The 25,688-nt window shown below is 65.4% G+C and carries 20 protein-coding genes and 1 pseudogene; 9 read left to right on the forward strand and 12 right to left on the reverse strand.

Annotated features, from left to right (window positions below; genetic code table 11):
• Positions 1-109: pseudogene (locus AC1DK4_RS32190) on the reverse strand (hydrolase); the annotation flags it as partial.
• A 371-nt stretch (positions 110-480) separates the two neighbouring features.
• Between AC1DK4_RS32190 and AC1DK4_RS32195 the strand changes: the two are divergent.
• Entirely contained in the window at positions 481-1,644 is a 1,164-nt protein-coding gene (locus AC1DK4_RS32195) for an AAA family ATPase (protein ID WP_441622729.1), read from the forward strand.
• 126 nt (positions 1,645-1,770) lie between these two features.
• Here AC1DK4_RS32195 and AC1DK4_RS32200 read toward each other — a convergent pair whose 3' ends face one another.
• Positions 1,771-2,457 carry a GntR family transcriptional regulator gene (locus AC1DK4_RS32200; protein WP_441622790.1) on the reverse strand — a complete coding sequence of 229 codons (687 nt, stop codon included), beginning with the start codon at positions 2,455-2,457 and terminating at the stop codon, positions 1,771-1,773.
• Between the two features lie 114 nt (positions 2,458-2,571).
• The gene (locus AC1DK4_RS32205) at positions 2,572-4,356 is read right to left on the reverse strand and encodes an IlvD/Edd family dehydratase (RefSeq protein ID WP_441622731.1); all 1,785 of its coding nucleotides are present in this window, start codon (positions 4,354-4,356) and stop codon (positions 2,572-2,574) included.
• A 205-nt stretch (positions 4,357-4,561) separates the two neighbouring features.
• Between AC1DK4_RS32205 and AC1DK4_RS32210 the strand changes: the two genes are divergently transcribed.
• Positions 4,562-5,554, forward strand: a complete 993-nt coding sequence (locus tag AC1DK4_RS32210) for a Bug family tripartite tricarboxylate transporter substrate binding protein (protein ID WP_441622792.1) — start codon at positions 4,562-4,564, stop codon at positions 5,552-5,554.
• 261 nt (positions 5,555-5,815) lie between these two features.
• On the opposite strand, the gene AC1DK4_RS32215 is transcribed toward AC1DK4_RS32210, so the two are convergent.
• The 4 genes from AC1DK4_RS32215 to AC1DK4_RS32230 form a co-directional block, all read right to left on the reverse strand.
• Positions 5,816-6,295: a YbhB/YbcL family Raf kinase inhibitor-like protein gene (locus AC1DK4_RS32215; RefSeq protein ID WP_441622732.1), complete on the reverse strand. Its 480-nt coding sequence runs from the start codon at positions 6,293-6,295 to the stop codon at positions 5,816-5,818.
• A 545-nt stretch (positions 6,296-6,840) separates the two neighbouring features.
• Entirely contained in the window at positions 6,841-7,110 is a 270-nt protein-coding gene (locus tag AC1DK4_RS32220; protein ID WP_441622734.1) for a Txe/YoeB family addiction module toxin, read from the reverse strand.
• Positions 7,107-7,370 carry a type II toxin-antitoxin system Phd/YefM family antitoxin gene (locus AC1DK4_RS32225; RefSeq protein ID WP_441622736.1) on the reverse strand — a complete coding sequence of 88 codons (264 nt, stop codon included), beginning with the start codon at positions 7,368-7,370 and terminating at the stop codon, positions 7,107-7,109. Before AC1DK4_RS32225 ends, AC1DK4_RS32220 begins: the two co-directional genes overlap by 4 nt.
• Before the next feature lie 396 nt (positions 7,371-7,766).
• On the reverse strand, positions 7,767-8,339 hold the full coding sequence (locus tag AC1DK4_RS32230; protein WP_441622738.1) for a DUF4337 domain-containing protein: 573 nt from the start codon (positions 8,337-8,339) through the stop codon (positions 7,767-7,769).
• Between the two features lie 814 nt (positions 8,340-9,153).
• Here AC1DK4_RS32230 and AC1DK4_RS32235 point away from each other — a divergent pair.
• The 4 genes from AC1DK4_RS32235 (at position 9,154) to AC1DK4_RS32250 (ending at position 13,228) form a co-directional block, all read left to right on the forward strand.
• The gene (locus AC1DK4_RS32235; protein WP_441622740.1) at positions 9,154-9,477 is read left to right on the forward strand and encodes a hypothetical protein; all 324 of its coding nucleotides are present in this window, start codon (positions 9,154-9,156) and stop codon (positions 9,475-9,477) included.
• Entirely contained in the window at positions 9,474-10,457 is a 984-nt protein-coding gene (locus tag AC1DK4_RS32240; RefSeq protein ID WP_441622741.1) for an ABC transporter permease, read from the forward strand. The genes AC1DK4_RS32235 and AC1DK4_RS32240 overlap by 4 nt, the downstream gene beginning before the upstream one ends.
• A 130-nt stretch (positions 10,458-10,587) precedes the next feature.
• A complete protein-coding gene (locus tag AC1DK4_RS32245; RefSeq protein WP_441650139.1) occupies positions 10,588-11,499 on the forward strand; it encodes an ABC transporter permease in 912 nt (303 codons plus the stop codon).
• A gap of 1 nt (position 11,500) precedes the next feature.
• Positions 11,501-13,228 carry an ABC transporter ATP-binding protein gene (locus tag AC1DK4_RS32250; RefSeq protein WP_441650140.1) on the forward strand — a complete coding sequence of 576 codons (1,728 nt, stop codon included), beginning with the start codon at positions 11,501-11,503 and terminating at the stop codon, positions 13,226-13,228.
• A gap of 90 nt (positions 13,229-13,318) precedes the next feature.
• Here the strand turns inward: AC1DK4_RS32250 and AC1DK4_RS32255 are convergent, their stop codons facing one another.
• The 5 genes from AC1DK4_RS32255 to AC1DK4_RS32275 all read right to left on the reverse strand — a co-directional run bounded on the left by AC1DK4_RS32255 (position 13,319) and on the right by AC1DK4_RS32275 (position 22,757).
• The gene (locus AC1DK4_RS32255) at positions 13,319-14,917 is read right to left on the reverse strand and encodes an ABC transporter substrate-binding protein (protein WP_441622746.1); all 1,599 of its coding nucleotides are present in this window, start codon (positions 14,915-14,917) and stop codon (positions 13,319-13,321) included.
• A 33-nt stretch (positions 14,918-14,950) separates the two neighbouring features.
• Positions 14,951-16,687 carry a hydantoinase B/oxoprolinase family protein gene (locus AC1DK4_RS32260; RefSeq protein ID WP_441622748.1) on the reverse strand — a complete coding sequence of 579 codons (1,737 nt, stop codon included), beginning with the start codon at positions 16,685-16,687 and terminating at the stop codon, positions 14,951-14,953.
• Complete coding sequence (locus AC1DK4_RS32265; protein WP_441622750.1) at positions 16,684-18,384, reverse strand: hydantoinase B/oxoprolinase family protein; 1,701 nt, start codon at positions 18,382-18,384, stop codon at positions 16,684-16,686. The genes AC1DK4_RS32260 and AC1DK4_RS32265 overlap by 4 nt, the downstream gene beginning before the upstream one ends.
• Positions 18,381-20,537, reverse strand: a complete 2,157-nt coding sequence (locus tag AC1DK4_RS32270; RefSeq protein WP_441643579.1) for a hydantoinase/oxoprolinase family protein — start codon at positions 20,535-20,537, stop codon at positions 18,381-18,383. Before AC1DK4_RS32270 ends, AC1DK4_RS32265 begins: the two co-directional genes overlap by 4 nt.
• Positions 20,538-21,110: 573 nt before the next feature.
• Positions 21,111-22,757: a rhodanese-like domain-containing protein gene (locus AC1DK4_RS32275; RefSeq protein WP_441622753.1), complete on the reverse strand. Its 1,647-nt coding sequence runs from the start codon at positions 22,755-22,757 to the stop codon at positions 21,111-21,113.
• A 504-nt stretch (positions 22,758-23,261) separates the two neighbouring features.
• Between AC1DK4_RS32275 and AC1DK4_RS32280 the strand changes: the two genes are divergently transcribed.
• The 3 genes from AC1DK4_RS32280 to AC1DK4_RS32290 are packed head-to-tail and all read left to right on the forward strand — an operon-like array spanning position 23,262 to position 25,325.
• A complete protein-coding gene (locus tag AC1DK4_RS32280; RefSeq protein ID WP_441622755.1) occupies positions 23,262-23,426 on the forward strand; it encodes a hypothetical protein in 165 nt (54 codons plus the stop codon).
• Between the two features lie 3 nt (positions 23,427-23,429).
• The gene (locus AC1DK4_RS32285) at positions 23,430-24,467 is read left to right on the forward strand and encodes a succinylglutamate desuccinylase/aspartoacylase family protein (protein WP_441622757.1); all 1,038 of its coding nucleotides are present in this window, start codon (positions 23,430-23,432) and stop codon (positions 24,465-24,467) included.
• Between the two features lie 12 nt (positions 24,468-24,479).
• Entirely contained in the window at positions 24,480-25,325 is an 846-nt protein-coding gene (locus AC1DK4_RS32290) for a transporter substrate-binding domain-containing protein (protein ID WP_441622759.1), read from the forward strand.
• The last annotated feature ends 363 nt before the right edge of the window (positions 25,326-25,688 follow it).

Genomic DNA, 25,688 nt, shown 5'->3' on the forward strand with positions numbered 1-25,688 from the left:
TGGTCTGGCGGTCCATCGACTGCACGCCAAAGGCCATCTGGGGCTGGTGGTCGATGACGATCAGCTGGCTGTTGCGCGGGGTCAGGACTTGCAGTTTGGCGTTCGACACGATGTTCTCCAATTAAGGTGATTCAATGATTTTGAGTTTTGTCCGGTAGCGCCTGGCTTGCTTCGTTGCCTTGTTGCGCTGTCCATGTGCAGAACTATAACCAGCGTCAGACCGCGGAAAGTGGCCCATCACTGTCATAGTTATTCAAAATATCTGAATATTGCGACGGCTGGCGGAAGAAGATTGGTCACTGGCCGCTTGTGGTCTGACAGACGGAAACGTGGCCGGCGCTGGCCCGCCAGCAAGTCGATCTGCGAGTGTGCAGGGAAGTGGGGGTTTGCGCGCTAATGAGCGCATTTTGGCCATCGTTTTACCGATAATTATTCGTGGACTATAATTATTCCGTACAAATAATTTGCCATAAATGCCCCATGACGAACATTTACAGGCGCCCGCAGCTTGCGGAACAGATGGCCAGGCAACTCCTCAATCCTGGTGTCCTGGATGAGGGGCTGCGGTCAGGGCTCTTCCTGTCCGGCTTGCGGCGCACAGGAAAAACCACGTTCCTGCAGAACGACCTCATCCCTGCTCTAGAGAATGGCGGGGCGATCGTGATCTACGTCGACCTCTGGAGCGACACTCAGCGAAGCCCGGCGGCGCTGATTCTGGAGGCGGTCAAGAAGGCGCTCAAGGACCTTGAGACCGCACCTGCATCGGCAACCAGAAAGCTGCGGCGCCTCACTGGGGCGGATGTCGGGGCGTTCGGCTTCAAGTTTGGCTTTAAGCTCGACAGCCTGGGCCAGCCCGGCGGAGCAACGCTCGCCCAGGCGCTGACGGAAGTAGTCGACCAGGCGAAGACCGATTTAGTGCTGATCGTTGATGAGGTGCAGCACGCCATCACCTCCGATGAGGGCAATCAGTTGTTGTTTGCCCTGAAAGCGGCGCGCGAGGCCATCAACCTCCGTCCGGATACGCCCGGCTACTTCCTGTTCGTCGGGACGGGGTCGCATCGAGCCTTGGTCAGCGAGTTGACGGCGCGACGCAATCAGGCCTTCGCTGGTGCCACGTCAGTTGCGTATCCGGTCCTGGACCAGGAATACGTCGCGTACCTGCTTGATCGCCTGGCTACGGAGGGATTCTCGTCACTGCCGTCATCCGACGTCGCTGTGAAGGCATTTCAGGCGCTCGGCAACCGCCCGGAAGAAATGATCAAGGCTCTGAGGCAACTACACTTTCACCTACCGGCTGGGGCCAACCCAGATGAGCACTTGCCGGTGATCGCCAACACGCTACGGTCGGCCGCCGCGGACATCGAGATCATGAAACTGGAGCAGCTTGGCAGCGTCCCGACAGCCGTCTTTGATCGGATCGCCTCGACAGAGGGCGACGCCCGAGGCCTGTTCTCTGGAGAGGCAGCGGCAAGCTACTCTAAAGCCGTCGGACGTGAGGTCAAGGTGGAAGAGGTTCAGCCAGTCATCAATGAACTACTGGCGACCAACCTGATCATGCGTAAGGGACATGGTATCTACGGCGTCACCGACCCCTTTGTCCAGGAGATCTGGCGCGAGCGGAAGTCCCTCGAAGGCAAGATCTAGTTCTGTCCGCAACGCCAAGCGCTGTCCGGCCAATAGGAGGGTCGGCCGCTAAATGCGTGCAGGATCACGAGCCGCGCCCCAGCGCGGCATATCAATACTTGTTAGGAATTGAGCCGAGAAGCTGGATTACCGCCGGTACTGCTGCGCTTCCAGGTATGCGTCACGGGATGGGAGAAGGTGGCCAGCACAAAGAGTGACGAGCGTGTCGATATCGCCCTCCTTAAGCGCTTCTATCATCAGCCAGTGTTCTTTGCGGGCCCGTTCTCTGTACTCAGCCGAAACAAGCGAGGCAAAGCGGATGGGGTGTGTCTGCCGCGCGAACTCAGAGATCGCCTTCTGCAGTGTGTTGTTGCTGCACAGGGCAAAGAGTTCGCGGTGGAAGGCAAGGTTCACTCGGAAGACGGTGCGCGCGTCGCCAGCTGCGACAGCCGCGTCGTGTTGCCGCTGAATGGCAATGAGGTGGTCGATGCGTGACGGAACGATTTCCAGATCAATTCGCCTGGCTGCCTCAGTCTCGAGCATGGTTCGGACTTCGTACAGTTCCTTCACTTCCTGAACTGAGAACGACCGAACCAGGGCGCCAATATTCTTGCGGCGTTCAATCAAGCCCATGCGGTCCAAGGCAGCGAGGGCGTCCCGGACAACGTGACGCTTGACGGCAAATCTCTCCATCAGCTCGTCTTCGACCAATCTCTCTCGAGGATGCAGCCGGCCGAAGACGATGTCTTCTTCAAGCGTCGCGACCATGTCGCTCAAAGAATCTGGCTGGGCGAAATCGGATTTGGCGCTATCGTCAAAAGCGGCGGAGAGCATCTCGGAGCTGGGCATCGGGCTAGCCGCACCGGCGGGCGAGCCCGGTGCGGTTGTACGATTCGGAATGAAAGCTGTCATTGTGAACTATTTTCCCGAGCCCTTGGCTCCTGAGCCCTATTCGCCCTTGCCAGGCACCTTGCCGCGATTCTCCACAGCGCGCAGGAAGTCGAAGTCGACCCCCTGGTCTGCCTGGTTGACCGTCGTGAGGAAGAGCTTGCGGTAACCGCGGTCCGCCGTCGGTACGACCACAGGCTTTTCCTCGGCCCGACGCTTCAGTTCCTCATCACTGACATGAAGCTTCAGTTCACGGCGCGAGACTGACAGGCTGATGCGGTCGCCATTCCGAACATGCGCTAGCGGCCCGCCGACTGCAGCCTCCGGCGTTACGTGCAGAACAATGGTGCCGAAGGCTGTTCCACTCATGCGGCCGTCCGAGATGCGGACGATGTCCTTTACACCTGCGCGAGCAAGCTTGCGCGGGATTGGAATGTAGCCGGCCTCAGGCATGCCGGGCGCGCCCTTCGGGCCGATGTTCTTCAGCACCAGGATGTCGTCGGCCGTGACATCGAGGTCGTCACTGTCGATACGGTTAACCAGATCTTCGGCGTTCTCAAACACCACAGCGCGCCCTTCGTGCTCCATAAGCTTCGGATGGGCCGCGGACTGCTTAATAATGGAGCCACCCGGGGCAAGGTTGCCGTTCAGTACGGCGATACCGCCCTGCGGGTAGATGGGATTTTCGCGAGAGCGGACGACGTTCTGGGCGAAGCCGGGGCCGGAGCGCTCGATTTCCTCTCCCAGAGTACGGCCGGTGACCGTCATGGCGTCCAGGTTCAGAAGAGGCTTCAGTTCGCGCAGCAGGGTTGCCATACCGCCAGCGTGATGGAAGTCCTCCATGTAGTGGTCACCCGACGGCTTCAGGTCCAGCAGCACCGGGGTGTCACGGCCCATGCGATCCAGACCAGCGAGGTCGATGTCATAGCCCAGACGACCCGCAATTGCGGCCAAGTGAACGATACCGTTGGTCGAGCCGCCAATTGCCAGCAAGACGCGCATGGCATTTTCGAAGGCGGCGGGAGTGAGAATCTTGTCGATGGTGAGGCGTTCCTTCGCAATGCGAACAGCCTCGGCGCCGGTCTGCTCCGCCACGCGGATGCGGTCAGCAGTCACTGCGGGGGGTGAGGCACCGCCAGGCACCGTCATACCCAGCGCTTCGGCGATACAAGCCATGGTGCTGGCCGTACCCATCACCGAGCACGTGCCCACGCTGGCCACCAGTTGGTTGTTCACGTCCGCGATTTCTTCCGAATCGATTTCTTCTGCGCGGAACTTGCCCCAATAGCGGCGGCAGTCCGTGCAGGCACCGACGCGCTCGCTACGGTGCGAGCCGGTCAGCATGGAGCCAGTAATCAGCTGGATAGCCGGAATTCCCGCGGACGCGGCGCCCATAAGCTGGGCCGGAACCGTCTTGTCGCAACCTCCGATGAGCACCACGGCGTCCATCGGCTGCGCGCGAATCATCTCCTCAGTGTCCATCGACATGAGGTTGCGCAGATACATGCTTGTCGGCGCCGAAAAGCTCTCGTGGATCGAGATCGTCGGGAAATCCATGGGCAGACCGCCCGCCAGCATGATGCCGCGCTTCACGGCCTCGATGAGCTGGGGTGCATTGCCGTGGCACGGGTTGTAAGCGCTCCCGGTGTTGACGATGCCAATGACCGGGCGATCCAGCGCCGAATCCGTGTAACCCGCCCCCTTGATAAACGCCTTGCGCAGGAACAGCGAAAACCCGCGGTCCCCGTAGTTGGTAAGGCCCTTTGAGATGCCCGTGGCCGCGGCTTCGGGTGCGATGTCATGGCGCGGAGTAGCGCCTTTGGGGGTTTGGTCTTCGTTGGACATGAGTTTCCTGCTGAGTACTGGGACAGAAACGTCGCACCTTGCTGCTACGTAGGTCGTAAGGATAGCCCAGCCCCTCGAAAATTGTTGCTAGTGATATCACCTATATTATTAATAATCTGATTGTCTAGAGTTCGGACCTAGTTCCTGGCGGGCGGCCAGGCACAACTAATCACACGACCCACATGGAAGGAGACACTCCGTGAATCTGTCATTCGGTTACCTTGGCGCGCGGCGCCGACGCCTACTCATAGCAGCCGTTGTCATTGGTGGAAATATGCTGTTTCCTGCTCTTGCAAGAGCGGATTACCCGGACAAGCCTATCAAGCTCGTCGTGCCGTACACGCCTGGCGGCGCGACCGACGTGATTGCGCGGGTCATAGGTCAAAAGCTCTCGATGTCCTTAGGCCGGCCAGTCGTCGTCGAAAATCGGGTTGGCGCGGCGGGCAACCTTGGTGCGGCTTACGTCGCCAAGGAAAGGCCGGACGGCTACACGCTGCTGCTCGGCGCCCTGACGAGTCACTCCATCAACAGCGTCTTGCTGCCATCTACAGCAGGGTTCACGATGGATAAGAGCTTTGCGCCTATCGCAGTGCTTGGACGCGTGCCACTCGTGGTCACTGTGGGGCCGGCATTCAAGGGGAAGACTCTTGCCGAGTTCATCGCCGCGGCGAAAGCCAAGCCTGGCGGCATGAACTATGGATCTTCGGGTAACGGGTCGCCGCAGCATCTTGCAGCCGAGCTATTCAAGCGCCAGGCTGGTGTCGATCTCACTCATGTTCCGTACAAGGGAAGCAGCCCGGCACTGAACGATTTGATGGGCGGCCAGGTGGACGTCGTCTTCGACACATTGCCCGCCACCCAGTCGTTTATCAAGGGCGGCCGTCTGCGTGCCTTGGCTTCGGCTACGCCTCAACGGGTCTTGCCGGACGTGCCCACGGCAAGTGAAGCTGGCCTGTCAGGGTTTGAAGTCAGCTCCATGTTTGGCCTGCTGGCGCCAGCAGGCCTGCCTGCCCCGATTGCCAACAAACTGAGCGCGGCGCTAAAGGACATCCTGGCGCAGGCAGAGGTGAAGAACGCGCTCACCGAGCAGGGAGTCATTCCCGTCTACACCACTCCGGATGAAGCCCGCTCGCAGATCACCGCGGAAGTAGCGCGATGGTCCAAGGTTATCAAGGAGGCGAACATCAAGGCCGACTGAACAATCGATTTCCGCAATCAATGTCGTTCGGATTGCTACTTCGCTTTGGTTGCGGTCCGCGTTATCTTCGTGCCGACAGAGTCGATCTTTGATGGGTGCAGCCCGGACCGCTTCCAAGGATCGCTCGAATTCTAGACGTCTTCGCACAGCGTGCGATGTCCGAAGAGAGGCGAAATGCCCCGTCGTCATGCGGTGGCATGAACCGACGTAGACCGATGGCTTCGCGCTGCCTGTGCTGCTCGAACCGAGTGCACGACTACGTCAGCGCGCATGCTTCTGGTAGGTCCCGATGAGTTCGGCATGGGCCAGTATGTGCCCCCGCATCGCCTGTTCCAGCGCCGCCTTGTCCGGCTTGCCGAGATCTGGCAGCACGACGTCCAGGGCGTATAGCTTGTGGAAATACCGGTGCCGGCCAGTTGGAGGACACGGCCCGCCGTAATCGGCACGGTGCCAGTCGTTGACACCTTCGCGAGCGCCGGGCGGCAAGCTATGCCGGCTCATACCTTGTGCAAGCGAGCCGGGCCGCGGAGGTAGGTTGTACACGAGCCAATGGACCCATGTCATTTGCGGTGACGCCGGGTCTGGCGCATCCGGATCATCGACAATCAAGGCCAGGCTGGCAGTGGAGGGCGGCAACCCTGACCACGCCAGGGGCGGTGACACATCGGCGCCTTCGCACGTGTGCACATTGGGAATCTCCCCGCCTTGGGCAAACGCGGGGGATGTCAGTATGAGCGGCATCGATGGCCTCTGCTGGGCAAGCAGCGCTGGTCCGAACAGCATGGCCGCAAAGGCCAGCAACCTCGGTAGAAGTGCAAATCGCACCATATCTGCCCCCGCCGGCGCATGACGGCTGTTCCAACCTAGCCCGGATTCAACCCCTGTGCAAGGGACCGTGCAGTTTTCCGAAGCCGACCCACTGCGGCCCTTCGACGCGCGTTGAGCGAACGGGCACTTCCGAGGTCGAGCGGTCCGTGGATGGCCGGATACCGCCGTTGCGTATCCCGTCCACTCGAATAAGCACGGGGTCCCTTAGCGAGCGGCGCTCGGATAATCGTAACGCAGCAACGCAGGAGGAGGCGGTAAGGCACGATAGCCGTTGCCTTATTGGCGGAGTGGGTGCTGCCAGGAATCCAGCCCCGCGCGACTTGGGAAGCCTTGTCGCAGGTGCTTTAAATTACACTTCTTGCTTTGTAATTTGATAACTATTATGCAGACCAAAATCTCTCGATGGCGGAATTGGTCGGTCGCTGCTGCGATGAAGTTCGCATCAGAACCTCTAAGGCTCACTTGTCGCCATAGTGAAGCCGACAAGCGATAATGGTCAGTTCATCGTCGTTGGCGAAATACACTAGGCGGTTGCTGTCGTCGATGCGCCGCGACCAGTAGCCCGACAGGTTGCCTTTCAGCGGCTCGGGCTTGCCGAGCCCGTCGAACGGTTCGCGTTGGGCGTCTTGGATTAGGGCGTTGATGCGCTTGAGCCTTTTCTTGTCTTGGCCCTGCCAATAGACATAGTCTTCCCAAGCGTCGGGCATAAAGGTCAGCTGGCGCGTCATTCACTGGCCGGGTCGATCAGGTCGTGCTTCTCGGCCATGCCAGCGCGGTGCTGCTGAATCGAACGCAGCAGGCGCGCGGCGTTAGCCGGCGAGCTGAGCAAGTGCATCGTTTCCATCCAGCTGTCGTACTGCTCTTGCGACATGATGACCACGTTCGGCGCGTCCCGGCGCGTGATGAGGACAGCGTCGTGGTCGTCGATGGCCTGGTCCATGACTGCCTTCAGGTTGCTGCGGGCGTCGGAGAAATGGATGGTGCGCATACCGCCCTCCTTGGATAACTCGTACTGGAACTTGTACAAGTATAGCAAGTCTGCGTGAAGGAGGGTAGTTTGCGGACGCCAGTGAGTGTGCCGCCGCGCTTGGTCAGCGGTTCGTCTTAACGCACGGCGTGGCGTAATGCGCCGGCTTAGCCGCAAAATATGCAGACCGAAGTCAAGCCGGCATGAAGATGACCATGGATCACATATCTGTTACATAGCCGCGCCGCTCGATTGGAACGCTCGGATCAATCCCCAGCATCCCGAATTCAGGTCTCAGCGCCTGTGCCTGTGGGATGCCAGGCTCTTCCCGAGCCAAGAGGGATGGCCCTTTGGGCAGAGATAGTCTCCGCTGCGGACAATCCAGCCGAGCTGTTTGCTTGTCGTTTTCATGTTTGCCTAGACGTGGAGCATTGAAAGGACAGCGAGCACACCGCCAACCGCGCCTATCCCGTACGATGCCACCTGCAACCACCGGCGCCGCGTGAGCAGCGTGATCGCCGCCAAGGCAATAGAAACCTGAATGGCAACCACGGCCTGGGCCCAGCGGTGATGATGATGCACGGCTGTCTCACTGGCCTCGTCCGCGTCCTTGGCGGCCCGCTCTTGCGCCTCTGCTTTCTGCCGGACTTGCTCTTTCTCCGACGCGTAGCGCAGCGCTTCCCGTTTGGCGGCGGCTTGATCCACGCCGGGCAGCTGTGCGGTCAGTTCAGCAATGGCCTGCTTCTGTCCTTTCGCCTGGTAGTAGGCCCATTGATTGGCGGCTTCGGTCTTGTGAATGGCGGCTTCGTTCTTCAGAAGAAGCGCTTCGTTCTGGGTCGCTCCGCCCTGATAGCCGAAAACTGCCCCGGCCGTCGACAAGATCGCTGTCATCACAGCGATACGACCTGAAAAACCGTCGGTGTGACCGACTTCCGCCGCGTGCTCAAGCACGTGGTCGTGGGCACCGTGTACATGGAATCCGTCTGACATTGCTCTTCCGTTCTTTTATCTTCTGTCCGTTGCGGTCTGCGATTTTGCCGCTCCGCCAACGGCGTTCAGTTTTGCTTCGACTACGGCGAACTCACGCCTCCGGGCGTCCCGCAACGCGAGACTGACGGCGGTCGGACTGCCAACCAGCTTTCTGTCGATGTTCGCGATCTCGGAATGAAGGCTTAGCTCTTCGTGCCTCAGATCCGGGATGCGCCGCTCATGGTCGCTGGCATCTACCCACTGTTGCATCCCTCCCTCTTGTTCTACTTAACCCGTTAGCTGTCCAACAGTGTTCTATCGGCCGGATCACCCGTTTTCTTGACCACCGGCATCTCATGGACCAGGCGAAAGGGCGCGTCGTATGTATTTCGTTGAAAAGGTTGGATCGAGGCTAGAGGCTCCGGAAAAATCCACCCGTGATCATAACGGTTGTACCCGGGCGCCAAGCAGAAATTGCGACCGTTGGTCTCCAGCCCGCCCGGCATTGGCGACAGATCCACCACGCGCTGTGCCACCAGGTGCGCACCTTGCCCTCACACTGCCATTGCCCATGCCAACGGTAACGATAGTCATGGACTTCCCCGTCTCTGGTTGTGTTGCAGCCATCATGGCACTTCGGTGCCAACTGGTGGCTTCCGCCGCGACCTCGGGACGGGGAAGTCCCTTCCATTCGATTCCGCGGCCTGCAAAGGTAGTACGCGCCCGCGCGTGCTCAACGAAGCAAACCGGATATGCGTAGACGATAAAGTTCGTTGGGCGCGCGCGGTGACCGCCTTAGTCTGTCAGATTTGCATTCCTCCCCAGACAGCCCCTCATGAGCCTCTCCTGCCTCCCCGTGGAAACCGCGGGTAACGATATTGCCGGCGCTCAAATGCGCGCCATCGACGCTTTTCTCCGCGTTGTCGCCCTAACCACGGTTGCCCCGCACCCGTCTTTGGTCACAGGCGCCCAAGATGCGCTGACCTGCGATGACGACCACTGCCGCAGCCTACGCGCGAACACCGACCTGACCAGGCGCGATGCCGGCTACCAGCAATACCTGGACTGGGGCATCGGCCTGGTGGCACAAGTCGAACGCAAAGGCGAAGGCGACTTGGGCATCCGCCTTGTCAGGCCGACCGAGGCGGCGGCGTCATGAACCTGCGCAATGCGGGTCGCACGCTGGTGCGCACGGCATGGCAGGCCGTGCCGACCGTCATCGGTGTGATCCTTGTCAATTTCATCCTGATGCAATGGATTCCTGGTGACGCCGCCGATGTTGTGGCGGCAGAGTCGGGCTCGGCCACGGCGGAGAGCATGGCGCAGCTGCGCGCGCACTTCGGGCTCGACCTGCCCGTGGCCCAGCAACTGGTCGCCTATCTGAACAACCTGGCGCACCTCAGCCTCGGCGTTTCGCCACGCTACAACATGCCGGTGTTGTCGCTGATCGGCGCGCGGCTTGGCAACACGCTRCTGCTGATGGTCTCGGCGCTGGGGTTTGCCCTGGCCATCGGTATTACCGCGGGCACGGTGATGTCCACGCGCGTGGGCCGCTGGCAGGACCGCACGCTTTCCGTGCTGGCGCTGCTGCTGTATTCCACGCCGGGCTTCTGGCTGGGCCTGATGGCCATCGTGCTGTTCTCGGTGCACCTGGGCTGGCTGCCGACAGGCGGCAGCGAGAGCATCGGCGCGGGCTACACGGGCTGGACCCATGTGGTCGACGTGGCGCGGCACCTGGTGCTGCCGGCGCTGGCCATGGCGGGCTTCTATATCGCAATCTTCTCCCGGCTCACGCGCGCCGCGATGCTCGAGGTAGCGCGTCAGGACTTCGTGCGCACCGCACAGGCCAAGGGGCTGCACCCGTGGACCGTCAACCTGCGCCACATCCTGCGCAACGCGCTGATTCCGGTCACCACGGTGGCCGGGATGCACTTCGGCACGCTGCTGGGCGGCGCGGTGGTGGTCGAGACCGTGTTCAGCTGGCCCGGACTGGGGCGGCTGGCCTTCGACTCGGTGGCGGGGCGCGACTACACGGTGCTGCTTGGCGTGTTGCTGATGTCGTCGCTGCTGGTCATCGTGTCCAACATGCTGGTCGACCTGTTGCAGGCATGGCTGGACCCGCGCATTCAGGTGCGCTGAGAGGTCCCGTCAGCCCCTTCTTTCTTTCCGAAATTCCAGGCTTTCAAAGCTCTCGATGTCCACACCTTTCCCATCCGATTCCGCGATCGCCCATCCGCCGGCACTTCCGCCGGCACTTCCGCCGGTGCCCGTGGCGGCCCGTGGTCCTGAACCCGCTGCCGCCCCAGTCGCCAGGGCCGCGGCCGATGCCAGACCTGTCTCCAGCCGCCATGCCGCGCTGCGCGCTTTTCTGCGCAACCCCGCCGCCGTGGCGGGCGTGGTGCTGCTCCTGTTCATGCTCGTACTGGCGCTGGTCGCGCCGCTGCTCTACCCGGGCGACCCGCTCGACATGGTCGCGCCACCGCTGCTGTGGCCGGGCCGGGACGCGGCATATCCGCTCGGCAGCGATTCGCTGGGCCGCGACGTCATCGCGGGCATTGCGCACGGTGCGCGCGTGTCGCTCGCGGTGGGCGTGGTGGCCGCGGTGCTGAGCGTGGTGATCGGCGTGCTCCTGGGCGCCACCGCCGGCTATTTCGGTGGCCGCATCGACGACGTGCTGGTGCGCATCACGGAGCTGTTCCAGACCATGCCGTCGTTCCTGTTCGTGATCGTGGTGGTGGCTATCGGCCAGCCCTCGGTCCCGATGATCGTGTTCGCCATCGGCCTGGCTTCGTGGCCGGTGATCGCGAGGCTGGTGCGTGCCGAGTTCCGTGCGTTGCGCGAAACAGAGTTCGTGCTCGCCGCCCGCAGCCAGGGTTTCAGCCATGCCCGCATCATTTTCCAGGAGATGCTGCCCAATGCGTTGCCACCGGTGATCGTGACGACGTCGGTGCTGGTGGCGAGCGCCATCCTCATCGAGTCGGCGCTGTCCTTCCTCGGCATGGGCGACCCGAATGCGGTGTCGTGGGGCAGCATGATCGGGCAGGGCCGGCAGCTGCTGCGCACGGCGTGGTATCTCACGGCGTTGCCGGGTGCGGCCATCGTGTTGACGGTGCTGGCGCTCAACCTCGTGGGCGACGGGCTCAACGATGCGTTCAATCCTCGGTTGAGGGGGCGCCACTGAAATGGTACTAGATCAAGCCACCGCCAAGCCGCCGCTGCTCGACGTGCGCGGCCTCGATGTTTTCTTCCACGGATCGGACGGTCCCATCCGGGCCGTTCGTGGTCTCGACCTGACGTTGCAGCGTGGCGAGAGGCTTGCGCTGGTGGGCGAGTCCGGTTGCGGAAAGTCAACCACCGCGCTCGCGCTACTTCGCCTGCTCGCGCCCGGTACGGTGCTCCGCGGCAACATCCACTTCGACGGGCGCGACATCCTTGCGCTGTCTGCGGCCCAGTTGCGCGAAGTGCGCGGCCGGGAGATCGCGATGATCTTCCAGGAGCCGATGACATCGCTGAATCCGGTGCACACCATCGGCGCGCAGATCGAGGAGACCTTGCGCAGGCATGAAAAGCTCTCGGCCCTGGCCGCCCGCAAGCGCGCGATCGAACTGCTCGACCTCGTGCGCATTCCCGAGCCGCACCAGCGCATCGACGACCATCCGCACAACCTGTCGGGCGGACAGCGACAGCGCGTCATGATCGCCATGGCCGTGGCCTGCAAGCCGCGCCTGCTGGTGGCCGACGAGCCGACCACCGCGCTGGACGTGACCATCCAGGCACAGATCCTCGAACTGCTCGCCGGCCTGCGCCGCGAACTCGACATGGCGCTGCTACTCATCACGCACGACCTGGGCCTGGTCGCGCAATGGGCCGATCGCGTGGCTGTGATGTACGGCGGCGAGAAGGTCGAGGACGCGCCGACCTCCACATTGTTCGACGCACCGTCGCACGCCTACACCAGGGGCCTGCTTGGCGCCTCGCTGCACGCGGGCAGTGCGTTGCATTACGCCGATGCGCGCCTGCCGGAGATCCACACACGCCTCGACCCGGTCACTGGCGTGCGCGACTTCGCGCTGCACGTACCTGCTCCCAGGGCCTCAGAGCCTGCACGTACAGCAGCCGCGGCCGGCGAGCCCCTGCTGTCCGTGCGGGAGTTGCGCACCGATTACCCGAAGCGCGGCGGCGGCGTGCTACATGCGGTGGACGGCGTGTCCTTCGACATCCGTGCGGGCGAGACCGTGGGGCTCGTGGGTGAGTCGGGCTGCGGCAAGTCGACACTCTCGCGCACGCTGCTGCGCCTCGTGAACCCGACGTCGGGCCGCATCGTGTTCGACGGCACCGACATCGCGTCGCTGTCGGAGAAGGCGCTCAAACCCTGGCGTCGCCGGGTGCAGATGGTGTTCCAGGATCCGTATGCCTCGCTGAATCCGCGGCGCAGCGTGTTCGATATCCTCGAAGCGGTGCTCAAGGTGCACGGCGTGGCCGACCGCGCCGAGCGCCGCAACCGCATCGCGGCCATCCTGGAGCGCGTGGGCCTGCCGGCCGACGCGGGGCGCCGCTTCCCCAACGAGTTCTCGGGCGGGCAGCGCCAGCGCATCGGCATCGCGCGCGCCCTGGTGCTGCGGCCATCGCTGGTGGTGCTCGACGAGCCCGTGTCGGCACTCGACGTGTCGGTGCAGGCGCAGATCCTGAACCTGCTGGTGGAGCTGAAGGAAGACTTCGGGCTCTCGTACCTGTTCATCTCGCACGACCTCTCGGTGGTACGCTACATCGCCGATCGCGTGATGGTGATGAACAAGGGCCAGATCGTGGAGACCGGCAGCCACCGCGACATCTGGGACCAGCCGCGGCACCCGTACACGCGCAGCCTGATCGCGGCCGTGCCGGGGGCGGAGCAGCGCAAGGCCGCCTGAGCTTCTCGGTGCGGCGGGCGATGCACCCCGATCCCGGACGGATGCCGGGTGCCCTGGCTTAGCCGGCCAGCGCACCCACGGCGCTCCCGCCTACTTCTTCGGCTCGTCCACCCACACATCCGCCAGGTTCGACTCCACGCCATCCGCCGTCAGCGAATGGTCATGCACGCGCTGGTTGGCGATGGTGATGAACAGCGGCTGGTAGAGGTTCAGGTCGGGCACGTCGCGCGCCACGGTGTCCTGGAACGCCTTGAAGAGCTTCACGCGCTTGGCCGGGTCGTTTTCCACGGCCGCATTCTCCAGCAGCTTGTCCACCACCGGGTTCTGGTAGTGCGTGCCGTTGGAGAAGGGCACGCCCTTGATGAAGTTCTTCGACCAGTACAGCCGCTGCACGCCCACGGTCGGATCGAACAGGTTGCTCGCGCCATTGGTGGTGAAGACGAAGTCGCGGTCCGTGTAGATGCGCTTGATGAAAGCGCTCGGGTCTTGCGCGCGCACCGTCACCGCGATGCCCACGCGCGCCAGCGCCGCGCGCAGGTAGTCCGCCAGGCGCTGGCCATCGGCGCTGATGGGGTTGAAGTCCAGCGGCACGCTGAACCGCACGCCCGCCTTCTTCGGGTAGCCCGCTTCGTCAAGCAATGCATTGGCCTTGTTCACGTCGAGGGGGTAGGGCGAGCGCGCCGGGTCGTGGAAGGCCTTGAGGCCGGGCGCGATCGGCGAGTAGCTCACCTGGCCGTAGCCGTAGTTGACGACCTTCACGATCACGTTGCGGTCCACCGCGTGGGCGACGGCCTGGCGCACCTTCTCGTTCTTGAAGTATTCGTTGTCGAGGTTGAACTCCAGCCGCGTCACGTTCGACGAGTAGCTGTTGCCCTTGGTCTCGAAGCGCAGCGAGGGCACCTTCTTCAGGCGATCCAGGTCGGCCAGCGGCACGGGCGTGCGGTAGCCCAGGTCGACCGTGCCCGTCTCGAAGGCCACGGCAGCGGCGGCAGGGTCGGTGATGAAACGCACGATCAGCTGGTCGACGAAGGGCTTTGGCTTGTCCCAGTAGTCCGGGTTGCGCTCGTACACGATATGGCTGCCGCGCACCCATTCCTTGAACTTGAACGGGCCCGTGCCGATGGGCGCGTTGTTGTTCCGGTTGCTGGCCGGGTCGGATCCCTCGTAGATGTGCTTGGGCACGATGGGCGTCTCGGTCGCGACGAGCGCACGGATCAGGTACGGCGCGGGCTTCGACAGCCGCAGGATGGCGGTGTACTTGTCGGGCGTGTCGATGGCCGTGAGGTTGGCGAAGGTGTTGCGCCCGCGCGGGTGGATCTTCTTCAGCAGTTCGATGGAATAGGCGACGTCGGCCGAGGTGAAGTCCTTGCCGTCATGCCATTTCACGCCGTGGCGCAGCGTGAACGTGTAGTTCAGGCCGTCGGGGCTGATCGCCCACTTCGTGGCCAGCTGCGGCTGCGGGTTGACGTCGTAGTCGTACTTCAGCAGGCCTTCGGTGACCTTGGCGCTCACGCTCAGGATGGGCGTGGCGACATTGCCGATGGTGACGAGCGCGGTCGGCTCGCTGGTCGATAGCAGCGTGAGGGTGCCGCTGTGGTTGGGCGGAGCGGCGTGGGCGGCAACGCCCACGGCAAGCAGCGCGGCGAGGAGGGTGCCGCGAAGAGGGAATGATGGGTTCGAGAGGAACATGGTGTGGAAAACAGGGTCAGGGAAAGGGTAAGGTCACGGGTTGACGGGGTCGGCCGGCGCGCCATCGGCATGCGCCGCCGAGACATCGGGCGATACCAACCGTTCACGAAGGTCGCGTGCCACCAGCGCGGGGTCGCGCTTTGCAGGATCACCAAGGCCGCCGCCGCCGGGCGTCTCGACGATCAGGCGGTCGCCCGCCGGCACAATCTGCCGGCCCTTGGCGCGCAGCGTGGCGCCCGAGGCCAGGCGCAGCCGGCCCGGTGCGCCGTCGCCACCGCCGAGCGCGCCACGCGCGGGGTTGGCCACGCGGTCGAAGGCTGCCGCGATCAGCATGGCGGCGTCTTCCTGCGCATGCCGCACCTCGATCACCTGGCCCAGGCCGCCGCGCGCAGCGCCGGTACCGCCGGAGTCGGCGCGGAATTCCTTGCGCTCGAAGACGATCGGAGCCTGCGTCTCCAGGATCTCAAGCGAGACGTTGCGCACGCCGCTTGGGTAGGCGGTGACGGATAGCCCGTCCTTGCCGGGCCGTGCGCCGGTGCCGCCGGTGGAAAAGCTGATGACGTTGAAGCGCGCGCCGCGGCGCACGGCCTCGGCGTCGGCCTGGCTGGTGCCCGCCAGCACTTCACCGCCGACCAGTTGCAGGTTCCATAGCGACGAGGCGCCTTCGGCCGGCACGCGGTCGGGCCGGGCCTGGCGCAGCGCGCCGAACACGGCGTCGGGCAGCAACTGCCCGACCACATGGCGCGCCGTCACGGCGGCGGGATGCAGCGCGTTCAGGATGCAGCCCGCGGGCGCTTCCACGCGAATGGGTGCGAGGGAGCCGGCATTGTTCGGCACGTCCGCACCCACCAGGCAGCGGATCCCGAAGGAGGTATAGGCGTCGGTGTAGGCCTTGGGCACGTTGATGCCGCGCGCCACGCTGCCCGAGGTGCCGGCGTAGTCGACCGTGATGCCGTCGTCGGCAATGGTCACCGACACCTGCAGCGTGATTGGCGCGTCGTAGCCGTCGGCCACCAGGGTGTGGTGCCAGGTGCCGCGCGGCCAGTCGCGCAGTGCTTCGCGCATGGCGTGGGCCGAGCGCGCGATGACGAAGTCGCCCAGCGTCTCGAGATCGGCCAGCTTGAACTCGCGCAGCAGCGTGCGCAGCCGCCGGCCGCCGACCTCGTTGCATGCGACCAGCGCGAACAGGTCGCCTTCGACCTGCTCCGGGTCGCGCACGTTTGCGCGGATGATGGCGCGTACGGCCGGGTCCACCGTGCCCTGGCGCACGAAGCGCAGGATGGGCAGGAACAGGCCCTCGTGGTAGATTTCCAACCCGTCGGGGCTGGATCCGATGCCGCCGATGTCGACCACGTGCAACGTGGAGGCGAACAGCGCCACGGGACGCTTCCTGTCGCCCTCGCCATGGAAGATGGGCGTGACCATCGTCATGTCGAACAGGTGACCGGTGCCTTTCCAGGGATCGTTGGTGAGGAACACGTCGCCATCTGCCATCGTGTCGATGGGAAAGCGCTGCAGGAAGTGCTTGACCGATTCGGCCATCGAGTTGACGTGGCCCGGCGTGCCGGTCACGGCCTGCGCGATCATCCGGCCGTCGGGCAGGAATACACCCGCCGACAGGTCGCCGGCCTCGCGCGTGGAGGTGCCGAAGGCGGTGTGGATCAGCACCTGCGCCTGTTCCTCGACCACGGAGAGCAGCCGGTTCCAGGCAAGCTGGTTGCGGATGAGCTGGTTACCGGCCAGCGCCTTGGGAGTGGGAGTCTTGCTCATGCAACGGTTCCTGCTGGATCTTTGGTAGGAGTGGCCACGGTCTTCGTGACAAGACCGGCCGTCAGGTCTCGTGCGACCAGTGCCGGGTCGCGCGCTTCAGGGTCGCCCAGCCCCGCGCCGCCGGGGGTCTCGACCACCAGCACTTCGCCGGCGGGAATGACCTGCCGGCCCTTGCCGCGCAGCGCAGTCCCCGAAAGCTTGAGCCGCGCGGCGCCGGGCGCACCGTCGCCGCCGCCGAGCGCGCCGCGCGCGGGAAAGCGCACGCGGTCCCAGGTGGCGGACAACACCATCGGGTCGCCGTCGGCGTTCTCGATCTCGATGACCTGGCCTAGGCCGCCGCGCGACGCGCCGACGCCGCCCGAGTCGGGCCGGTACTCCTTGCGGCGGAACAGCAGCGGCGCCTGCGTCTCGAGGATTTCCAGCGACACGTTGCGCACGCCGCTCGGGTAGGCCGTGGCCGAAAGACCGTCCTTGCCCGGCCGTGCCCCGGTGCCGCCGGTGGAAAAGCTCACGATGTTGAAACGCTGTGCGCGCCGCAACGCCTCGTTCGGCCCGCCCTCGATTGGCTGCCCGCCGAACAGGCGGATGTTCCAGAGCGACGATGCGCCTTCGGCCGGCACGCGGTCGGGTCGCGCCTGTCGCAGCGCGCCGAATACCAGGTCGGGCAGCATCTGGCCGATGGCCGCCCGCGCGGCGACAGCGGCGGGCGGCAGCGCATTCACGATGGAGCCTTCTGGCGCCACCACGCGAATGGGCGCGAGCGAGCCCGAGTTGTTGGGCACGTCGGCGCCCACCAGGCAGCGGATGCCAAAGGAGGTATACGCATCGGTATAAGCCTTGGGCACGTTGATGCCGCGGGCAATGCTGGCCGAGGTGCCTGCGAAGTCGACCAGGATGCCGTCGTCCGATATGGTGACGGCCGCATGCAGCTCCAGCGGCATGTCGTAGCCGTCTACCGTCATGTGGTTGCGCCACGTGCCCCTGGGCCATTCGCGCAATGCCTCGCGCATGGCCAGCCGCGAGCGCTCGATGATGTAGTCGCCCTGCACCTGGAGGTCGGCCAGCCCGAACTCTTGCAGCATTTGCCGCAGCCGTACCGCGCCCACCGCATTGCAGGCCACCAGCGCATGGAAGTCGCCCTCTACCTGGCCGGGCTCGCGCACGTTGGCGCGCACGATGTCCAGCACCGCTTCCTCGACCACACCCTGGCTCACGAAGCGCAGCGGCGGCAGGAACAGGCCCTCGTGGAAGATCTCCAGCGCATCCGGCCCGGCGTTGACGCCGCCGATGTCGACCACGTGCACGGTGGAGGCGAAGAGCGCCACGGGGCGCTTCGTGTCGCCTTCGCCATGGAACACCGGCGTCACCATGACCACGTCGAAGAGGTGGCCCGTTCCTTTCCACGGGTCGTTGGTGACGAAGACATCGCCTTCGCGCATGGTGTCGACCGGAAAGGCGCGCAAAAAGTGCAGCACCGAGTCGGCCATGGAGTTGACGTGGCCCGGCGTGCCGGTCACGGCCTGCGCGATCATGCGTCCGTCGGGCAGGAACACGCCCGCCGACAGATCGCCGGCCTCGCGCGTCGGCGTGCCGAAGGCGGTGCGGATCAGTGCTTGCGCCTGTTCCTCGACCACGGCGAGCAGGCGGCTCCAGACCAGTTGGTGGCGCAATGCCTGACGGCCTGCAGTGGTGGTCATACGACCTCCGCTTCGGCGGGCTGCGCGTGGTGCCGCTGCGCGACGGTGATGTCGTCTAGCACCAGCGCGCCCAGTTTGCTGACGCGGGCCTCGAAACCGGCAATGACGTGCGTCGTCGTCTCGTCTTCCACCACCAGCGCTGGGCCTTCGATCCACTTGCCCGGGCCGAGCGCGGCGCGGTCGTAGACGGGCACGTCGGTCCACTGGCCCGCGTCGGCGTCGTACAGGCGGCGCGAGCCTGAAGGTTCGGCGCGGCGCGTGTCGGCGACCACCTCGTCGGCCTCCGGCGCCGCGCGGTCACCGGCCTCCACGGCGACCGACCAGCTCACCACCTCGGCCGCAATATGTGGCAGGCTCCGGCCGTAGAGCGCGGCATAGCGTGCTTCGAAGCGCCGGTGCAGCGCCTTGCTGCTGGCCGCATCGAACGGGCCATCGGGCAGCTCGACGGGAATCTCGTGGCCTTGGCCCGCATAACGCATGAACGCCTGCCGATGGCGCACCAGCGCGGCACCGGGCGCGGCGCGCAGCACCACGTCGTCGGCGGTGGCCGTGAGTTCGCCGAGCAGCTTTTCCACGGCCCCTTGGTCGATACGATCGAGCCGCTGTGCGAGGCTGCGCACGGTCTGGTAGGCCACCGGCGCCCACAGGAAGCCGAGTGCCGATCCCACGCCGGCCGACCTGGGAATAATCAGCCGCGCCACGCCCAGCTTGCGCGCCAGCAACGCGGCATGCAGCGGCGCGGCACCGCCGAAGGCGATGAGCGTGCTGTCTTCCGCCACCTTGCCGAGCTCGCTCGCATGCACGCGCGCGGCGTTGGCCATGTTCTCGGTGACGATGTCGACCACGGCCTGCGCGGCGGACTCGACGCTGAGGCCGGTCTGCGCGGTCAGGCCCTCCAGCAGCGCGTCGCGCGCACGCTGCGGGTCGAGTTCCACCTTGCCCACGGCGAAGCGTGCCGGGTCGATGGTGCCGAGTACGGCGTGCGCGTCAGTCACGGTGGGCAACTGGCCGCCCAGGCCATAGGCGGCCGGGCCGGGCGAGGAGCCCGCGCTGTCGGGGCCGACCTGGACCACGCCGAGGTGGTTGACGCGGGCAATGGAGCCGCCGCCCGCGCCGATCTCCACCATCTCGATCACCGGAATGCGAATGGGCAGGCCCGAGCCTTTCAGGTGCCGGTGCACGCGGCCGAACTCGAAGCTGCGGCTGATCTGCGGCTGGTAGTCGTCGATAAAGCAGATCTTGGCCGTGGTGCCGCCCATATCGAACGAGAGCGCGCGCGAGGCACCGATCTGCTCGGCCACCTGGCGTGCGAGCACCGCGCCGCCCGCGGGGCCGGATTCGACCAGCCGCACCGGCTCGTCGATACCCGCCTGCAGCGTGGTGATGGCACCGCCCGAGGTCATCAGGAAAGGCTCGGCACGCAGGCCGCGCGCGGTGGCCCCTTGCTGGAGGCGGCGCAGGTAGCCAGCCACCTGCGGCTGCACGTAGGCGTTGGCGCTGATGGTCGACAGGCGTTCGTACTCGCGGATTTCGGGGCACACGTCGGAGGCCAGCGACACCCACAGGCCCGGCGCATGTTCGCGCAGCAGTTCGCGCACGCGGCGCTCGTGCGCGGGATTGGCATAGCCGTGCAGGAAGCACACGGCCACGCTCTCGATGCCGTCGGCCAGGAGCTGCCTGGCCAGTTCGACGACCTGCGCTTCATCGAGCGGCGTGATCACGCGACCGGCCGCATCCGTGCGCTCGACCACGCCATGGCGCCAGTGGCGCGGCACCAGCGGCGCGGGCTTGTCCAGAAACACGTCGTACTGCGCGAAGCGGTCTTCGAGACCGATTTCCACCAGGTCGCGGAAACCGTGGGTGGTGAGCAGCGCGGTGGGCGCACCCTTGCGCTCGATCAGCGCGTTGGTGGCCAGCGTGGTGCCGAGGATCAGCAGGTCGACGTCGGCCCAGCCAGCGTTCGCCAGTTGCAGTACTTCTTCGACGCCGCCGAGCACGGCTTGCTCAGGGGCCGTCGGCGTGGTGAGCACCTTGAGCGTGTGCTTCTCGGCACCGCGTAGCAGCACCACGTCGGTGAAGGTGCCGCCGACGTCGACAGCGACACGCAGGCGCGGGTCGTGCGCCACGGAAGAGGAATTGGAGTTCGAAGACATGAAGGAGGGAGGTGTCTCTCTTGTTGAAAGAAGTCAATGCCGGTGTCAATGCCGGAGTCAATGCGGCAGTCAGCGCGATGCGGCTCTGGGATACAGGGGGATGCCGCGCCGGAGGCGTCCGCTGAAGTCGGACAAAGCGTGGCGAGAGCGCGAGATCATCGAATGGGAAGGCCGGAAAGGCGTAGCAAGGCAGTCGGCAATCTTCCGAGGTCGCGCCTGCCCGAGCAACGAACGGCTTCAACTATCGTTATGCGTTACGCCGCGCGAATCGGGGGAAGGGGGGCGCACCCGCTGGAACGCATGGGCTGGCCGGCCCGTGATTGCGTTCGGCGCCGGGCCATGGGTCGATGACGACCACCCGGAAACCACGCAGTCGCGCGTGGCGCGCGGGCGGCAGGTGGCCTCCCATGCGTTGGCGGCCAGAAGCTCGAGTTTGGGCGGCAGGACCCGCGCACTGGTGCCGAGCGCACGCCTGAATGCCGATCCGTCCCGCCATCACCGACAAGGGCGCGCGCGGCCAGGTGGCGGTGGCGTAAACGGCTGCAGGGGCCGGCCGGCCCGCCCGGTCTGCCGCTAGACTGCCGACGCCGCTGGCTGGGGTGCGTCTCGCCCAGGTGCGGCGATGCGGAACACACCAAGCTCATCCGGCGCGCACTGCGCGATCAACCCGGTTTCCCACGCCAGGTAGGCGCGGGCCGCGTCCCGGTTGCCTTCGTGGCGGTCGTGCACGAAGAACAGGTAATCGATGCGCGCCTGCGCCGGCAGCGGCTGCGGCGCAAGCGCTTCCGGGAGTCCGGCCGACTGCCAGGTGCGATAGCCATCGTCGGTGCGGTACACGTGGCGATAGCCGGCCTCCAGCAGGTCTTTTCCCGCAAGTGCCGCTACGCCTGGCTCGCTGGCGATCAGGACCACCGGTTCGGCATGCGCCACGCCAAGCTCCTGCAGTTGTTGCAGTAGCCTCGGCCGGATCGACCAGGCCGCGCCAGAGGCATGGCCTCGCTCGAATGCCGCGCTCTCGCGCAGGTCGATGACTGCCAGCCGCTGGGCTTCGATGCTCAGTGCTTTCAGCAGGTTGGCATCGAGCACGGGCAGGGCGGATGTTGTCTCCGCCTTCGGCCACGCGCGCACCTGCAGCGCGGCGTCCACGCCATCGGCAAGCACGGCCGTCTCAAAGCCCAGCTGGTGCAACCAGCTGGCGACCACCGGCGCGCGCACACCGTCATCGTCGAACACGATGACGCGGCTGCCGCGCACACCGATATAGTGATCCGTTGCCTGCACCAACTGCCCGCCGGGCGCATGCACCGCACCTTTGATCGTGCGCAGGGCAAATTCGTCCGCGGAACGGATGTCGAGCAGGTAGGCGGTGCGTTGCGCATCGTCCAGCCATTGCTGCGCTTGCGCAGTCGACAGCGAAGGCAGGCCAAGGCGCTGCAGCAGCTTGGCGGAGCGCTCGCGCGCCGCGGCGAGTACCGGGCCAGACGGAACCTCCACAGCGAAGCGATCGCTGCCATGTTCCAGCGCGTGGCCCGCCAGGTACCAACCTTGCGTGCCATTCTCCAGCGCTAGTACCGCATTGGGCAAGCCCAGGTTCAGCAGCGTCTGCGCGCCCACGATGCTGCGCGTGCGCCCAGCGCAATGCACCACCACCGGCATGTTCGGATTCGGCACAAGCGCGGGCAGCCGCAGCGCCAGCTCGCCGTTGGGGCAGCTCACAGCGCCGGGGATGGTCATCTTGCGGTGTTCTTCCTCGGTGCGGCCATCCACCAGCAAGAAGTTCTCGCCGGCAGCCCGGCGCGCGGCGAGGTCGTCGGCGCTCAGGCGGGGCGTGTGCTGGATCTGCTCGACCAGCTCGCCAAACGTCTTCGAGGGGACATTGACTCCCTTGAACAAGGTGTAACCGGCGGCAGCCCAGGCGGGCGCGCCGCCGTCGAGTACCGTCACGTTCAGGTAACCAAGACCGGCAAGGCGCCGCGCCGCGCGCGATGCCACGGCATTCGCCTCGTCACCGTCGTCGAACAGCACGATGCGTTCCGCACGGCGCGGTGCCAGCTGGCCGACCTCCAGCTCAAGGCGGCTATAGGGCAGGGGCACCGCGAAGAAGGGATGGCCTTCGCCGTATTGGCCATGCTCGCGTACATCGAACAGGGCGAACGGCTGGCCATCGTTCAGCCAGTTGCGAAGGGTGGGGGCGTCGATGGTTTGGGTCATGTCAGTCATTGTTTGGTTGTGCGGGTCAGCGCAAGGCGATGCCGGATGCGGCGATCACCGAGGCGTACCGGGGCAGGTCGCGCGACAGCGTTGCACGGGCTCCTGCGCCGACGAGGCGACCACGACATAGCCCGCATCTTCCAGCTGGCTGTGTCTCGCTGGTGCGTGCAGCACCGCGGGCACATCGCGGCTCATACGGTCGACCACGAGGGCCGGGCCGCTGCGGGCGCGAGCAGTCCTTGCCAGCTCTCCACGGCAAAGTCCGGCGCGCCGGATTCGTCCAGCGTGGGAACCAGCAGCGAGGGGAGCTTGCAGGGGGTCCTTTGCGCGAAAGCACCGGAGCCTGATCAGGCGACCAAGCATACGAAGCCGGCCGCCGTCTACCAACGAATGTTTGAGCGTATGCATATGCGGCCCGCGCCGGGCCACGGGCGGCCCCGATTGAAGCCGCCCTCATGTCGATACTCGAAAGCCTTCTTTCTCGCCGCGCGGTGGCGGCGTTACATTCGGCGCATGACCAGACAAGATCTCTCCTTATCAGCAGTGTCAGGCAACGACGTTGCCAGCCTGCGCCACGCGGCCGTGGCCGCTTTCATCGCCGAAGCACGACAGTTGCCGGAGCGTGTTGCACAGCACGAGCGGGAAGCCGACATCGGCGTCCGGTTGTTGGCGGACTGAGCGATGGGCGCTGACCGCCAACCCCCGATCGCCTCTCCGATCCATTGCGAAATCGACTTCGAGCGCCCCGGCAAGCAGGTCGGCTGCCTGCGCCTGCCGCACTCGGTGCATCGCTCGGCCTACGGCTGGCTGCCCATTCCGATTGCCTCGATCGGCAACGGCGACGGACCGGCCGTGCTGGTCATGGCCGGCAATCACGGCGACGAGTACGAGGGCCAGATCCTCGTCTCCCGCCTGGTCCGAGAAATTGCACCCGAGCAGGTGCGGGGCCGGCTGATCCTGCTGCCGATGGCGAACTACCCGGCCGCGCAAGCCGGCCTGCGGACCTCACCGCTGGATGGCGGCAACCTGAACCGCAGCTTTCCCGGCGATCCGCGCGGCACGCCGACGCAGGTGATTGCGGACTATATCGAGCGCAGCCTGTTGTCGCGTGTGGACGTGGTGGTCGACCTGCATTCCGGTGGCAGCTCGCTCCAGTACCATGGCGCGACGCTGTTTGCTCAGGCCGAGCCTGATCCGGCACGCCAGCAGCGCCTGCTGGCCGCGGTGTCCGCATTCGGCCTGCCGTACAGCCTGGTCAACGAGAGCGCCAATCCGGTCGGCCTGCTTGCCGCGGCACGTCGCAACGGCGTGCTGGGATTGTTGACCGAGCTGGGCGGTGCGGGCACTGTGGACGCCGCCGTGCTCGGCAGCGCCTGGCAAGGTCTGCTGCATCTGCTCGGGCACATCGGAGCGCTGGAAGGACCGCTGGTGCCGTCCGGGCCGCCGCATGACACGCGGCTGCTGCGGGTGGATCGCACGCGGCACTACGTTTACGCGTACGACGACGGCATCTTCGAGCCGCTCGTGCAACTCGGCGAGCGTGTCGAAGCGGGGCAACCTGCGGCACGGCTGCACACGCCCGAGCGGCCCGAGCGCGAGCCGGTGACCGTGTATTTTCCGGCGGCGGGGCTGGCCATCTGCAAGCGCGTACCGGCGCTGACCCAACGCGGCGACTGCCTGTACCAGCTCGCCGACGATCCCACGCCTCATCGTTCCTGAACCGGCTTCCTGATGAAACACACTCCCCGATTTGGGCGCCGCATGGCGCTTGCCGTGCTGCCGCTCGCACTCTGCGGTGCGATGCCGGCCGCCAAGGCAGACGCCACACTCGATCGGATCCGCGAGCGCGGCAAGATCACCATCGGCGTGATCATCAACGGCAACAGCGCCTTTGGCTCCATCGATCCGGGCACCGGCAAGCCCTTCGGCTTCAACCCGGAACTGGCACGCAAGATCGCCAGTGAACTGGCGGTACAGGCCGAGCTGGTGCCGGTGCTGCCCACCAACCGCGTGCAGTTCCTCCAGCAGGGCAAAGTGGACCTGCTCGTTGCCAGCATGCTGCTGACGCCGGAACGCGCCACGCTGCTGGACTATGCGCCGACCCCTTACTACCGCAACGGCGGCACCGCCATCTTCCTGAAGCGCAGCGGTATTCGCCGCTGGGAAGACCTGCGCGGCAAATCCGTGTGCCTGTCGCAGGGCAGCAGCTATGCCAAGCCGCTGGCGGCCACCTACGGCGCCGAGCTCAAGGGCTTCAAAGGCATGCCGGAATCGCTGCTGGCGCTGCGCGGCGGTGCGTCCTGCGTGGCCGCGGTCCATGAGAGCCTGACCCTGGGCCAGTTGGTGGCCAAGGATCCGGAGTGGCGCGACTACGCCGTGCTGCCCGACGAGGTCGATCCGGCGCCGCAGGTGGCATGGGTGCGCAAGGGCGACAAGGACACGGCAGCGGCGGTCGATCGTGTGCTGCAGCGCCTGCACGGCTCGGGCTGGCTGGTCGGGCTTGAAGCCCGGCTCGACCTGGTTCCGCGCTCGCCGCTGCTGGCGCAGCTGCAGAAACAGTATGGCGGCAAGCCGTAACGCTTAGCCGCCGGGCCGGGATATCGCGCCGCATGCTTGGCGCATCGCCCAGCGGCGTGCCGACGGTGGCATATCCCGCGGGGTTGTACACATGGTGGCGCGGCCAGGCTCGGGGCGCTGCCGGTGTCGCCCACCACGCATGCGTTCCTGCGTGAACGGGGCTTGACGGGCCGTCAACGCGGGCCGCCGGCGCTAGCTGCCCGCGGCGCAACTGCTGGCCGCAGTTGCCAAGGTGTACGCAGGCAGCGGATCGGTCGCGCGGCAACCGTTCGCGGTGATCTCTCGCGGCCCAGGCGCGCACCTCTTCCCGAAAATCCTGTTTTCTCTCGGCAAGAGTGGAAAATCCGGATATGTATATCCTCA

The organism is Cupriavidus sp. 05N38 (assembly GCF_056397345.1).